A 13,054-nucleotide genomic window follows, 5' to 3' on the forward strand; every position below is an offset into this window, starting at 1 on the left:
GACCCCGTCTACCGCCCCACCTGAACAAGTCTCCCGATCAACTCATTTTCCGCACGCTGCTAAATCGATGTTTGCAGGTAATCATCGATGGTTCGTGCGAACGATTGTAGAATCGGCTCCAGTTTCTCCAGCCGGTTGACGGCGCGGTCGAGGTTGCCCGCTTTGGCGTCGGTTTCCAAGGATTGAGTCAGTTCGCAAGCCTCGGCGCCACCAGACGACGCCGAGGGGGCGACGATTCCGGCAATGGACAACGAAGGATTCGACACACTCATCGGACGTTACCGCCAAGGCGATTCGCCGAATCTGTACGACGATGTCATCGGTGAGGTCGAACAACGGCTGGTCGAGCACGTCTTGCAGGCCACCGAAGGTGATAAAGTCGAAGCAGCTCGGCGGCTTGGGATCAATCCAGCGTTGCTGCGAAGTCGCGCGGCGTTGAAGCTGCTTGACCTTGAAACCTTGCATGACAACGGACACGCCACACCATTGATCCGACCGAACATGACGCTCGCGGAAATCGAATCCGAAGCCATCCGCCGAGCGATTGACCAGACCAACGGATGCCGCAAACAAGCCGCGAAACTGCTGGGCGTCAGCACGCGAACGATGCAACGACGCGTCAAGGAACTAGGGATCTAGGGATGAAGAAGGATCGCTGCACTGGAACAGAGGCCTACCACTATTGTTAGCGGCAGGGCGCAAGCCCTTCGGTCCCTCATCGTTCCCGAAACACCGGAGGGCTCGCGTCCTAACGCTAGAAGATGCTTCACAGCGTTGCCCGGAGGGGGCAAAGCCAGTAGCCGGAGGTGACCGCAGCGCTTAGGTTTGACCACATCTTTTTGTTTGCCAGCGGATGTGTCGAGTTGGCGCGGCTGTGAAACCAATTGTTGATCTTTGTAAATGAGTCAAGCTTGGTAAGGTTGATCTGGTAATTTGGCGATGCCTGGAGTTTTTTCCCTGTGGGAACCGTGGCGTGGAACACACGCTGCGATTGATTCGCGACGGCGGGTTGAGATGGTTGCTGGTGACGGAATGGCTACCAGCACTCGTATCACGGAAGGCCCCCCATGGTTTTGCCCCTGCAAACATTTGGACAAGTCAACTTTGCCAACGCTCAACTCGGCGACAAACGTAGAACAAATCGTCTCGTACAACTTGCTGACTCAATGGCTCGACGACCAAGTGGAACATTGCCACAGAAATTCAATAGCCCCAAAGACCTCAGGGCTTTCTACCGGTTGATGGACCGTGACCAGGTGACGCATGAGGCAATTCTCGCATCTCATCGTGAGGCAACCTGGCACAAGATCAAGCAAATCAGAGGCCCAGTCCTGATTCTTCATGATGCCACCGAGCTGGATTTTACCAATCACAAGTCACTTTCCGATGACATGGGCCAAATTGGCAACGGCAATCGCCGTGGGTACATCGCGCAAAACAGCTTGGCCGTGAACCCGAAAACACGGCAAGTAATTGGATTGTGCAATCAGGTTTTGCACCATCGGGAGGATGCTCCCAAAGACGAACTGACCGCTCAGAAACGCAAGCGTGAATCACGAGAGAGTCGATTGTGGTTGCGCGGTGCCGATCCACTGGCTAACAGCGAGAAACTCGTTGATGTTTGTGATCGAGGAGCTGACACGTTCGAGTTCCTCGAACATGAATTGGCCAGCGGCCGTAGGTTCGTCATTCGTGCCTCTCATAATCGGGCGATCATTCCTGGACATGGCGATCAAGGCAGTAGCGATCAAGCCTGTTACCTTCGCAACTATGCTGCCAGCCTTCCGCCAGCAGGACACTGGACGTTATCGGTAACGAGCAAAGTCGACAAGAAAGTACGGGTTCGCAAAGGCAAAAAGAAATCAGCCAATCGACGGGCTCGTGAGGCGAAGATGGCTGTCTCATTTGCCCCGGTTCAAATCAAACCACCCGCGAAGAAACTAGGAGAACACGGCAACGATCCGCTTGCCGTCTGGGTTGTTCGAGTCTGGGAAGAAGATCCGCCCGCCGGAGAAGAGCGTCTGGAATGGTTTTTGATTACAAACCAACCCGTACTTGATTTTGAAGATGCCTATCAGGTTGTCGGTTGGTACGAATGTCGCTGGATCATTGAAGAGTATCACAAAGGGATGAAAACAGGATGTAGCATTGAGAGCCCGCAATTCACTAGCGAAGAACGTTTGCAGCCAGCGATCGCTTTGATTTCAGTGGTGGCGTTGACTCTGCTGCAAATGCGTGATGCCAGTCGTCGTTGGGACGCAAAGAAACGCAAAGCGACCGAAGTTATCTGCAGCGACTACGTGAGTGTGCTGAGCGCTTGGCGACATGGCCAAATCAAACCCGACTGGTCAATTCACGATTTCTACTATGCACTGGCGAGACTCGGCGGTCATCAGAACCGCAAATCCGATCACCCACCGGGATGGCAAACGATTTGGCGAGGCTGGAACGACCTCCAAGCGATGCTCTGCGGCGTTGACGCAATGAAGATTGTAAAAAGATGTGGTCAAACCTAAGCCGCAGCGACACCACCGGACAGAGTCGCGGATATTGTTATCGTCGTATGACTACGCCAGCTTGGCTCCGTCGGGAACCGATTGGTCGGGAACCGCCAGGATGACCGATCCGTCGTCGCGATAGAATCCGACGATCAGAAACTCTGACATGAACGTTCCGATCTGCTTCGGGGGAAGATTCACTACGCCGATGACTTGTCGGCCGATCAGTTCCGCCTTGGTGTAATGGACCGTGATCTGGGCGCTCGTCCGCTTGGTGCCTAACTCTGGGCCGAAGTCGACCGTCACCTTGTATGCAGGCTTGCGTGCCTTCGGAAGGTCTTCGACGGCGGTGACCGTGCCCGCTCGCATGTCGAGGTTTTCGAACGCCTGCCACGCGGTGACGCCGGTTTGCATTCCCAATTCCGCCAGGCACAGCGCGATCACCTCGTCGACTCGCCGCTCCCGCGTCTCCGCCTTCTTTGCCGTCGACACTCGCAGACATTGAGCACGACGCTTGCCAGCGGTCCAGCTTTCCCACACCGACATCGCCGCCTCGTTCGCTTCGAGCGCGAACTGCAACTCCGTCGGCACGACAACCGCTTCAGGATCGGCGATGTCGAAACGGACGTGAGCCATCTCACCCGGCGAAATCCCGCACTCTTTTTGCAACTTCTTCGACACCATGAAACACCATTTGCCCTTGTTCGGCATCAACCCGCACTCGATGCGAATCCCGTTGATCTCGCCGTCGATCCGCAATCGCTTCGATTTGCCGAAGTCCAACTGCGAAGCAATGCGGTTTGGTAAATAGACGAGCGTGTCGGTGATCTTGACGTCGAAATGGTAGCGATAGTCACTCATGGTGTCGAAATCCGAGGCAACCGATAAAAACTTTCGAGACGGACGAACGGTTTAGTCAACATCCAGGATGCGCTCACGGCGGAACGGGTTCAAGAATTCTCGCTACAAACCGGAACGCGCAAGGCCCCACGGTGGTTCTCGGTCCCGTCTCGCCGATTTCTCAACTGAAACACGCAGCATCGCTCCCAAAATCGGGTTGGCATGCTTCTTGTATCACGTTCCAACGCTCGGGTGCCGTGATCACCCGTTGAATGACGAATCCGTCAGATTGCCTGACACGCTCCCAGCCGAGGAGCGCCCTCAATGGTTTCGTGGCTTCGAAGAAACCAATTCGCTGCCGGGAAATCGACCAGATTGGTCGCGCGAACGTCACCACGAGCGCAACCGTTTGTCTTGTTCACGATGAAATTTTACACAGTTTGTGGCATGCAACCGCAGTTATCCGGCACGTAAGACGGTCCACAGCCGACACGACGAGGAGAATCCTTCCATGAAGATGGGATCACGTGGCGTTTCGCGTCCGATGGCGGAGTCAAAAATGCGTGAAGCAAACGATGACGACACAAAAGCCGGCGGCTCTCACGAACACCACATGTCCGGCGACGACCGATTTTCGATGCTGGAAATGCATCACAAGCAGACATTGTGGGTCTATTGGACGCTGCCCCTGCTCGGCGTCTGGTTAATCACCGCTCCCTTCAACTTTGGATACCTCAACCAATCGTTGTGGGTCGATCCCAGTGGCGGTCGCGGCCCTTGGTTTGCTGAGGAATCAACGCCCGAGTTGCGTGAGCTGCGCGCCTGGTTGATGACGTACAGCGACGTGATCAGCGGCGTCTTGTTGCTGATCTTTGGCTATCGGACGCTCAAGCCGAATCGACCTTACAGCCTCTGGGTATGCTGCTTTGTCGGCGTTTGGTTAACCGTCGCCCCGATCGCGTTTTGGGCTCCCACGGCGGCTGCCTACGCCAACGATTCATTGATCGGAATCCTGGTCATGGCGTTGACCATTTTGATTCCGGGGATGCCGAACATGATCATGTTCATGCAGCACGGCCCGGCACAGCCACCGGGATGGAGCTACAACCCATCGAGTTGGCCTCAGCGATGGATCATGATTGTGACCGGGTTTCTAGGCTTTATCGTCTCGCGCTACCTGGCAATGTTTCAACTGGGATACATCGACTATGTGTGGGATCCGTTTTTTGGTTTCGCCAACAATACCGAAAAGGTGCTGAACTCACAGATGTCGCACATGTGGCCCGTTTCCGATGGAGGCCTGGGCGCGATGTCCTACACCTTTGAGTTCATGATGGGGTACATGGGCAGTCCCTCTCGCTGGCGGACGATGCCCTGGATGGTCGCCTTCTTTGGGGTTCTCGTCATTCCACTCGGGCTGACACACATTTTCTTGGTCATTTCACAGCCGGTCATCGTTCACGCATGGTGTGCGATGTGTTTGCTGGCGGCGTTGATCATGTTGCCGATGATCCCGCTGGAGGTTGATGAAGTGATTGCGATGTTTCAACACGTCCGGCAAGCAAAGCGGCGAGGCGATCGAGGTGGATCGTTCTGGGCGATCTTCTGGAAGGGTGGCAAAGTCGACGGTTGCACAGACGATGAGCGATCCCCAACGATGATCGCGTTTCCTGACAAACCGGTCCGACTTTTCAAAGCATCCATCTGGGGAATGAGCTTCCCCTGGACGTTGGTGACCTGTTCGGTGTTGGGAGTGGTCACGATGTTCCTACCGACATGGTTTGGGATCGACATCAAGACCACCGCAGCCGACATCGGACATCTCAGCGGAGCGCTGATCGTCACCGTTTCAATCGTCTGCATGGGCGAGGTGATCCGTTTGGGCCGGTACTTGAACGTCGCCTTGGCGATGGCACTTGCCGTCGGCCCGTGGCTGCTCGGAGACTCGCCAACTGGGTATGCGATGACCGCTACGATCATTGGCATAGCCGTTGCAGTCCTGTCGATACCGCGCGGACGGATTGAACAGACCTACGGAAGCTGGGATCGATTCATTCGATGACCGAAACTTTCGGCAGTACGCGCGTCCTTCGTATGGCCAGAAATACATAGCCTGCGATTGATGGTTGAGTTGTAGTGTGACGCCGCATTTCAGGGGACGGCGGCGACACCAATTGTTTTTGTCCCCATTGAGGAAGAAAAAATGACGTCACGAAAGTACCAAAACTGCATTGAAGCCTGTCTTGATTGTGCCCAAGCTTGTGAGCATTGCGCCGACGCTTGCCTGGGTGAAAGCGACGTGCAGAAGATGGCGGATTGCATTCGCACCGACCGTGACTGCGCCACCATGTGCTGGACCGCGGTTGCGTTGATGAGCCGCGAATCGAATTTCAGTGCACAAACCTGCCAGTTGCTCGCGGAACTTTGCGAAGCGTGCGCAAGTGAATGCGAAAGACATGACATGCAACATTGTCAGGATTGCGCCACGGCGTGTCGCAAGTGTGCCGCCGAATGCCGCGAGATGGCAGGCGTTGGGGCCTAGCGGGCTCCATCGGTCGGCGGAGCAACCAACTTCCGTACTAGGTGTGGTGTTAGCGGTAGGGCGAGAGCCCTCCGGTTTGTCAAACACCGGAGGGCTACCGCCCTACCGCTAGAGAATGCTTTACTGCGCTGCCCGCCTGAATGGTTCTGGCGTGTCGGTTACCGTTTCGGTGGTGTTCGCTTCACTTCACACCGAAACAGCGGTCGCTCTGTCGACGTCAATTTCCGATCAACTGAGAAATGACTAACCCGCCGATCGTGATCGATAAGGCAAGCGCGATGCCGGCCACCAAACCGTCTTTGGCCAACAAGGCGATCGCGAAAGCCGCAATCGCAGCTCCCGCAATGTTGGCGCTAAAGGGAATAAATTCGAGAACCGGCGTTGTCATGGCAATCAAGATGCACGCGACGGCGATCAAGGATGCTCCGGCGTGGTCGATGAGCCACTGGTACCGTGCTTTGGTCAGCCGATCCATCCAGCGGGCTGGAGTGCGAACCCACGAGATCATCGTCCTGGCACGCTCCGCGGTCACTTTCATCCGCTCGATCCAGGACGGAACCCAAAGATGCTCGCGGTGCATGACGATCTGAACACCGACAATGATGACAAGTAGCCCCAGTATCACGGGCACTCCCGGAATGTCTGCCGGTCCAGGCACCACCATGATCAATCCGATCAATAGCAAAATGGGCGTGAACGATTGCTGGCCCAGAACGTCCAGCACCGCACCAAACGTTAACGGATCGTGCTGATCTGCCGCGTCATGGAGCTCGTCCAAAATGTTTTCAGTAGGGTGCGCTGGCGAATCGGACATGGCAACCAATGAATCTCTCAATCGATCGATAGGGGGACGTTCGAACGAATCAAGTCCAAGACGAGGTGCCTGCGGAAGGTTCCAGAGGCAAGACGCATTCTTAGGTAGTGCTAAGCAGATGCACTCGTTGCAAACCCGATGCCAATTCGTTCGTCTTTGATTCGAAAGTTGAACTGCCTTTCACGAACTGTGCTTGGTCAGCACTCGATGAAGGCAGGGAGTGCCGGCACGTGCAATCGAAGTCTGTTTAGCTGGATCCGTCGGTGTCATCCAACATGCGAAGGATCTCCGTGAGCCCCATGCTTCGGTTGACGGGTGACTTGCGAAGCGTGGCAATGAGAATGTCGCGAAAGACAGGTGAGACGCGCTGGATGGCGGATGCGTCAAACTCCTGATCCGAGAGCGTCTGGGAAAGCACACCCTCGATCCCGTGCCCCGCATTCGGTGGCCTGCCGAACAGAAACCAGTGCAGCAGCCCGCCAATGGCATAGATGTCCGTCTTGGTGCTGATCGAACCGAATGCGGGGGCAATTTGTTCGGGAGCCGCGAATCCCAATGTACCACCAAGAATGGGCAACACCGATTTCGTGGACGCCTGAGAAAATCCAAAGTCGGTGATGGTGATTCGATCCTCCGCGTCGCAAAGAATGTTGCTTGGTGTCAGGTCACCGTGAACGAGTTCGGCCCGATGCACCGCTTGAAGAGCTGCGCAAATTTGCTTCAGCCAGCCGATGAACCGCGACGTGTTGACACCGTCGACCTGTTGCAGCGATTTTCCGTCAATCCACTCGCTGATGATGTACGGACCACCGGGAGGAGATTCACCGTAGCCGAGATAACGGATGACGCCGGGATGATCGATTTGGGATGCGAGATTGATCTCTCGCAGGAACGTCTGCCGAGCGTCTTCGTTCTGCCAGAACGCTTTGCGAAGGAATTTGACCGCGACGGTCCGATCATCGGATTGCAGGCGTGCCCGATAGACTTTTCCGAAGCCGCCACTGCCGATCAGTTTTCCGAGGACGAACTCGTGGTAGCCCACGCGAGGCAGCTTTGGAGGGCCGGTTGCCGTGTGTTGCGTTGGCACCACGCCCATGTGTTCGTGGCTGAGTCTTTCCCGAATTCGCGACAGCCGGCGACGCACGGTTCGCTCGTCGATCCCATACGCATCCGCGATCTCTCGTTGAGTCTGGTCCGCTAGCACCCCCTCGACGACCACGAGCAGTTCTTGCGGAAGCTCGCTCCGCAGTATGGCGAGAAAGGCGTTTGCTTCCTCTTCGGCCGTGGGAATCCGGTCGGTACTTGGTTGGGGTGGCACATCGTCCAGCGAAACTCGGGTCTGACCACCACCACGCTTGGCTGCGGACACTTTCTCAATCGACCGTGCCATTTTTCGGCGAGCGAACGAGGCCAGTAGCCTCCAGAGGGAGACACAGCCGCTGACCTGGATGCGACTGTGCTTTGCGGCATCAAAAAAACTGCCCATCGCGGACTGGACGACCTCGCTCGGATCAATTTCGGATCGGTACCGACGATTCAAGCGGCTGGCCACCAATGCGACCAACCGCATGGCGTAGCGATCGAACAGGACTTCGGCGGCTCGCTCGTCGCCGTATTTCCACTCGCGCAGCAGCCACCCGTCCGGTCTGTCGTTGATTGACTCAACAAACTCGGATTCTTTTTCGTGGATGCTGTCCGGTTCCAAAATCGTTTTCTCACTTCCTAGGTAACACGGCGATCGTCCGCCGTGAATTCTATCTTAGGAGACACGAAAATGACGATGGTGGTTACCCAGCCCTGCATCGGGTGCAAAGACAAAGCTTGCTTGTCGGTTTGCCCGGTGGAGTGCTTTCATGAAGACGAATCGATGGTCTACATCGACCCCGACGAATGCACCGAATGCAGTGCCTGCGTCGCCGAATGCCCAACCGAAGCTATTTTCCATGAAGACGATGTGCCAGAGCAGTGGAAGAACTTCATCCAACTCGGACGCACCAAGTCGGCTGAGTGCCCGCCGGCGCATCCGTAGAAAAGTACCGCGCAAGTCGGTCAAAGCGCTCGTGAAGCAGGCATCAATCTTGTCGACATCCGGCATGCCCGACGAGTCTCCGAGACCACTAATGCTGCCGCTTCCAAAGTAGGTTTCCCGGTTTCCGCCGGGAGGCCGATCCGCTTGTCGCTATGCGTCCACAACCGGGGTCGACGACCAGTATCCAAGACCCGCTTGATGTTTGGCGTCAGCTGCGCTGCCGCCTCGGTAATCAGCTGCATCGAAATCGGTGCTTCGATCGTCGACAGCGAGTTCGACCGGTCATTGCATCGACGTCTGCAGCGGACGGTGTAGCGCTACCGAGAGCGGTATTCGCTTGGCGACAACTGCATGATCTTCCGAAAACTGCGACTGAAATGCGCGTGATCGTAGAAGCCACATTCGTGGGCAATCTCGGAAACCGTTTTGTCCGATTCTAAGAGCATCCGCGCGGCGTGCTCCACGCGGATCCGTACCAGGTATTGTCTCGGCGAAGAGCCAAAGCCGCGGCGAAACCGTCGCTCGAAGTGACTGACCGACAGCCCCGCCATCTCGGCAAGCTGGTCCGTCGAGAGCCGGTCGGCAAAGTTCTGATGCAGGTGCGTGATGACCTTGGCGAACGCATCCACCGTCCCCGACGGTGTCTGAATCCGTTCGATCTGACGCGAAAAACCTGCCACGCCGATCACCCGATTGCGTTGATCCCGTAGAGGGATCTTGCTGGTCATCACCAGCCTCGGCGACCCCGCATCCTCAGGAGCACTTTCGACGCGGTCCACAATCGGCTCGCCGGATTCCATCACCGCCGCGTCATCGGCCCTGTATTCGTCGGCACGTGACTTGGGAAAAAAGTCGTAATCCGTCCGGCCGATGGCCTCTGCTTCCGACGCCACGCCGCAGTACTCACAGCCGCGGCGGTTGAGCGCGATGAAGCGTCCGCGGCGGTCTTTGACAAAGAAGGACAAGCCGGGAAGAAAGTCAAACAACAAGAAGACTTGGCTATCCGGCCACAAACGGCCAAGAAACCGTTCACGCAGATCGGTATTTTCCATGCATGGATTTTACACAAGAAAGATTCTTCCGTGCAAGACAATCCAAATGCTTTTGCACACAATGACAAGCATGAAACACACTTTCACCCAAATCCTGCTGCTCGCCGCGGTCTCGTTTGCTGCCGGCGGATTGCCCGCTGCTGACCTCGATTTCAATCGGGATATCCGACCGATCCTGTCGGACAAGTGCTATTTCTGTCACGGGCCGGACGACGAAAACCGCGAAGCGGGGCTTCGTTTTGACATCCGCGAGGAGGCGATCGACGCCATCGAGGCCGGTGAACTGGTCGATCGCATTGACAGCGATGACCCTGACATGATCATGCCGCCTCCACGAGCGAAACTGCCGCTCACTGAAAAAGAAAAGCGGCTGCTTGAGCAATGGGTCGAGCAAGGTGCTCCCTACGCGGGGCACTGGGCGTTTGAGAAATTGCCTCTGGCGGTCGATGTTCCGCGCGGCGGCGATTCCGATTGGCCACGAGAGACGCTTGACCGATTCGTGCTTGCGAAGCTGAATGAACAGGGGCTCTCGCCAAGCGACGAAGCGGACCCTGCCCGCTGGCTTCGCCGTGTCACGCTCGACCTGACGGGATTGCCTCCCACGCTCGAGCAGATCCGGTCTTTTGACGAGTCGCTGCGCGCCGACCCGCAACACGCTTATCAGGACGTCGTCGATCGCCTGCTGGCTTCCACTGCGTTCGGAGAGCAGATGGCGGTCGCTTGGCTCGACGCCGCCCGCTATGCCGACTCCTATGGCTATCAATCTGACAAGCTCAATACCCAGTGGCCCTACCGCGACTGGGTCGTCGACGCGTTCAACGACAACTTGCCATACGACCAGTTTTTGACCTGGCAGCTTGCCGGCGACCTGCTGGAAAACCCGACACGCGAGCAACGGGTCGCGACGGCATTCAACCGCATCCATCGGCTCAACAACGAAGGTGGAGCCGTGTTCGAAGAATGGCGTTTGGAAAACGTCGCCGATCGCGTGCACACGTTCGGAACCGCCGTCCTCGGCTTGACGATGGAATGTTGTCGCTGCCACGATCACAAATATGACCCGATCCCGATGCGAGACTATTACTCGCTTTCGGCTTACTTCAATTCGATCGACGAAAGTGGCGTGTACGATCGCACGGAAAAAGTCCCGTGTCCGTCGCTGCTGCTGCCTACCGCGGACCAGGAGGCGGCATTGCAGGACGCCAAGCAGAGGATCCTGGAAGCCGAAAAAGAATCTGCGAAACAGCTTGCCGAAGCGAAAAAGCGTTATCAACAATGGGCACCGGAGCCGGGAACGCCGCTCGAAATCCCCGATCTGCGAATCGCGTTAGCGTTTGATCAAGATTTCGACAACTCGATCAAGGAGATCTACCATCCGTCCGAATCGGATCGCAGTTGGACGCAGATGCCAAGCCTGGTGGCTGTCGAGGATTCGCCGGTCGAGCGTCTGGAGAATTCAATCGCGGCGGATGCTCGGGACGGTGACACACCGCCAACTCGACGTGCGCTTCAGCTCGATGGGGAACGCGGGGTCACCGTACACGGAATCGAACCGTTTGATCGCTGGCTGCCGATGTCGGTCGTGGTGACGTTCCGAGAAACGGTGCGGTCACCCCAGCGTAGCCTGATTGCCCATCACACACGCGGCACTGATTGCGGGTACAACGGCTGGGACTTGACGATCGAAGACGGGCACCTTGAATCTCGCATGGCTCGGGTTTGGCCTGGCAACGCGATCAGTGTGCGGACGACCGAGCCCATTGCTGTGGACAGGTGGCATCAAGTGACGGCGACCTACGATGGTTCGTCACGTGCTGCCGGCTTGAAGCTCTATCTCAACGGAGAGGAATTGGAGTCGCAAATTGTCCGCGATCGCTTGAAGAAGCGTTGTAACGTCAAGGTCGATCATGGCGGCGAATTCGTCGTGGGGCAACGGTTTCGCGCCCGAGGCTTGGCCGGCGGGCTGATTGACGATGTCCGCGTGTACGACCGCGAATTGACAACCGTCGAGTTGAAGACGCTGGCGTTCGGTCAACAACCGTTCGACGCCGACAAGCCTGGCTTCAGCTACTACGCTTCCGCGATCGACGAAAAGGTTCGTGCCGCGATGTCCGAGTTGACAGAAGCGCGCAAGGCCTTTGTGATGGCCGAAGAAGTGATGGACGAGATCCCGATCATGGAAGAATCCGAGACGCCGAGATTCGCACACGTTTTGGCACGCGGTGAATACGATGCGCCGAAAAACAGCGACACGCTCGTCAACCGCCAAACACTGTCCGGGATTGAAATTGCCATGCCCGAAGACGCGCCGAACAATCGCCTCGGTCTGGCACGCTGGGTGACCGACCCGCAACATCCGCTGACTGCGCGTGTTGCCGTCAACCGTTTCTGGGGAAACTTCTTCACGTCGCCCCTGGTTCGCACCCCCGAAAATTTCGGCTCCCAAGGCGATTTGCCGACACACCCCGAGTTGCTCGATTGGCTTTCGCGTGACTTTGTCGACAGCGGTTGGGACGTCAAACGATTATGCAAGTCGATCGTGCTGTCATCGACCTATCGACAGGACTCATCGGCCACACCCGACAGGCTCGCGGCCGACCCCGACAACCAGTGGCTCTCGCGCGGCCCGGCCCACCGATTGGGCGCCGAACAGATCCGCGACTTGGCACTTGCGGCGTCCGGGTTACTCGATCGCGAACTGGGCGGGCCGCCGGTTTCGCCCTACCAACCGGGCGACGATCTGTGGAAAGAATCCAACGGCATGTCGCCTCCCTATCAGCAATCGGTCGGCAAGGCTTTGTACCGACGGTCACTGTACTCCGTTTGGAAACGCACCGCTCCGCTGCCCAACATGATGGCGTTCGACACGACGACGCGAGAGGTCTGCACGGTGGAACGCTCACGAACGAATACCCCGTTGCAGGCGCTGGTGTTGCTCAACGACGTGCAGTTTATCGAAGCGTCCAGGGTGCTCGCAGCCGATCTCGCCGAGCAGCCGACTGGCGAACAACTTGAAAACGCATTTCTGCGGCTGACCGGCCGGACACCTGATCAGGTGGAGCGACAGAGACTCGGCGAACTGCTCGCCGATGAAGAAGCTTACTATGCCGCGCATCCCGATGCCGCGGAAAAACTGTTGGAGCTCGGCGATGCGGAGCTCAATCCCGATGTTGACGTCGCCAAACTTGCCGCACTCACCAACGTTTGCCAGGCCATTCTGAATCTCGACGCCACGATCTGGAAACGTTAACAATCTTCAAGATCATGCGTCCTTCACCA

General features: G+C 57.0%; 11 protein-coding genes. 6 read left to right on the top strand and 5 right to left on the bottom strand.

Going from position 1 to position 13,054, the window contains the following annotated elements:
- Nucleotides 1-59: 59 nt before the first annotated feature.
- The gene (locus TBK1r_RS04920) at nucleotides 60-251 is read right to left on the bottom strand and encodes a hypothetical protein (protein ID WP_145207787.1); all 192 of its coding nucleotides are present in this window, start codon (nucleotides 249-251) and stop codon (nucleotides 60-62) included.
- On the opposite strand from TBK1r_RS04920, the gene TBK1r_RS04925 reads away from it, so the two are divergent.
- Complete coding sequence (locus TBK1r_RS04925) at nucleotides 244-639, top strand: helix-turn-helix domain-containing protein (RefSeq protein WP_145207788.1); 396 nt, start codon at nucleotides 244-246, stop codon at nucleotides 637-639. The two genes, TBK1r_RS04920 and TBK1r_RS04925, sit on opposite strands and share 8 nt — an antisense overlap.
- Before the next feature lie 428 nt (nucleotides 640-1,067).
- Nucleotides 1,068-2,516 carry an IS4 family transposase gene (locus TBK1r_RS04930; protein ID WP_145207789.1) on the top strand — a complete coding sequence of 483 codons (1,449 nt, stop codon included), beginning with the start codon at nucleotides 1,068-1,070 and terminating at the stop codon, nucleotides 2,514-2,516.
- Nucleotides 2,517-2,567: 51 nt separating this feature from the next.
- Here TBK1r_RS04930 and TBK1r_RS39425 read toward each other — a convergent pair whose 3' ends face one another.
- Nucleotides 2,568-3,359, bottom strand: coding sequence for a tRNA-binding protein (locus tag TBK1r_RS39425; protein WP_145207790.1), 792 nt, complete (start codon nucleotides 3,357-3,359; stop codon nucleotides 2,568-2,570).
- A 490-nt stretch (nucleotides 3,360-3,849) separates the two neighbouring features.
- On the opposite strand from TBK1r_RS39425, the gene TBK1r_RS04940 reads away from it, so the two are divergent.
- Together TBK1r_RS04940 and TBK1r_RS04945 are read left to right on the top strand one after the other, a co-directional pair.
- Nucleotides 3,850-5,400, top strand: coding sequence for a vitamin K epoxide reductase family protein (locus TBK1r_RS04940; protein ID WP_145207791.1), 1,551 nt, complete (start codon nucleotides 3,850-3,852; stop codon nucleotides 5,398-5,400).
- Between the two features lie 141 nt (nucleotides 5,401-5,541).
- Nucleotides 5,542-5,880 carry a four-helix bundle copper-binding protein gene (locus TBK1r_RS04945; protein ID WP_145207792.1) on the top strand — a complete coding sequence of 113 codons (339 nt, stop codon included), beginning with the start codon at nucleotides 5,542-5,544 and terminating at the stop codon, nucleotides 5,878-5,880.
- 217 nt (nucleotides 5,881-6,097) lie between these two features.
- Here the strand turns inward: TBK1r_RS04945 and TBK1r_RS04950 are convergent, their stop codons facing one another.
- Both TBK1r_RS04950 and TBK1r_RS04955 read right to left on the bottom strand, forming a co-directional pair.
- Nucleotides 6,098-6,694 carry an exopolysaccharide biosynthesis protein gene (locus TBK1r_RS04950; RefSeq protein WP_145207793.1) on the bottom strand — a complete coding sequence of 199 codons (597 nt, stop codon included), beginning with the start codon at nucleotides 6,692-6,694 and terminating at the stop codon, nucleotides 6,098-6,100.
- A gap of 247 nt (nucleotides 6,695-6,941) precedes the next feature.
- Complete coding sequence (locus TBK1r_RS04955) at nucleotides 6,942-8,399, bottom strand: protein kinase domain-containing protein (RefSeq protein ID WP_145207794.1); 1,458 nt, start codon at nucleotides 8,397-8,399, stop codon at nucleotides 6,942-6,944.
- A gap of 69 nt (nucleotides 8,400-8,468) precedes the next feature.
- Between TBK1r_RS04955 and TBK1r_RS04960 the strand changes: the two genes are divergently transcribed.
- The gene (locus TBK1r_RS04960) at nucleotides 8,469-8,723 is read left to right on the top strand and encodes an indolepyruvate ferredoxin oxidoreductase subunit alpha (RefSeq protein WP_145207795.1); all 255 of its coding nucleotides are present in this window, start codon (nucleotides 8,469-8,471) and stop codon (nucleotides 8,721-8,723) included.
- Between the two features lie 317 nt (nucleotides 8,724-9,040).
- Here TBK1r_RS04960 and TBK1r_RS04965 read toward each other — a convergent pair whose 3' ends face one another.
- Complete coding sequence (locus tag TBK1r_RS04965; protein WP_145207796.1) at nucleotides 9,041-9,775, bottom strand: AraC family transcriptional regulator; 735 nt, start codon at nucleotides 9,773-9,775, stop codon at nucleotides 9,041-9,043.
- 70 nt (nucleotides 9,776-9,845) lie between these two features.
- On the opposite strand from TBK1r_RS04965, the gene TBK1r_RS04970 reads away from it, so the two are divergent.
- Entirely contained in the window at nucleotides 9,846-13,025 is a 3,180-nt protein-coding gene (locus TBK1r_RS04970; protein WP_419580983.1) for a DUF1553 domain-containing protein, read from the top strand.
- The last annotated feature ends 29 nt before the right edge of the window (nucleotides 13,026-13,054 follow it).

It is taken from the genome of Stieleria magnilauensis (assembly GCA_007753675.1).
GTDB lineage: Bacteria > Planctomycetota > Planctomycetia > Pirellulales > Pirellulaceae > Stieleria > Stieleria magnilauensis.

What these genes read in the sequence shown, in the direction of transcription:
- TBK1r_RS04925 (WP_145207788.1), top strand. Translation starts at nt 244, where the DNA reads ATGGACAACGAAGGATTCGACACACTCATCGGACGTTACCGCCAAGGC.
- TBK1r_RS04930 (WP_145207789.1), top strand. Translation starts at nt 1,068, where the DNA reads ATGGTTTTGCCCCTGCAAACATTTGGACAAGTCAACTTTGCCAACGCT.
- TBK1r_RS39425 (WP_145207790.1), bottom strand. Translation starts at nt 3,359, where the DNA reads ATGAGTGACTATCGCTACCATTTCGACGTCAAGATCACCGACACGCTC.
- TBK1r_RS04940 (WP_145207791.1), top strand. Translation starts at nt 3,850, where the DNA reads ATGAAGATGGGATCACGTGGCGTTTCGCGTCCGATGGCGGAGTCAAAA.
- TBK1r_RS04945 (WP_145207792.1), top strand. Translation starts at nt 5,542, where the DNA reads ATGACGTCACGAAAGTACCAAAACTGCATTGAAGCCTGTCTTGATTGT.
- TBK1r_RS04950 (WP_145207793.1), bottom strand. Translation starts at nt 6,694, where the DNA reads ATGTCCGATTCGCCAGCGCACCCTACTGAAAACATTTTGGACGAGCTC.
- TBK1r_RS04960 (WP_145207795.1), top strand. Translation starts at nt 8,469, where the DNA reads ATGACGATGGTGGTTACCCAGCCCTGCATCGGGTGCAAAGACAAAGCT.
- TBK1r_RS04965 (WP_145207796.1), bottom strand. Translation starts at nt 9,775, where the DNA reads ATGGAAAATACCGATCTGCGTGAACGGTTTCTTGGCCGTTTGTGGCCG.
- TBK1r_RS04970 (WP_419580983.1), top strand. Translation starts at nt 9,846, where the DNA reads ATGAAACACACTTTCACCCAAATCCTGCTGCTCGCCGCGGTCTCGTTT.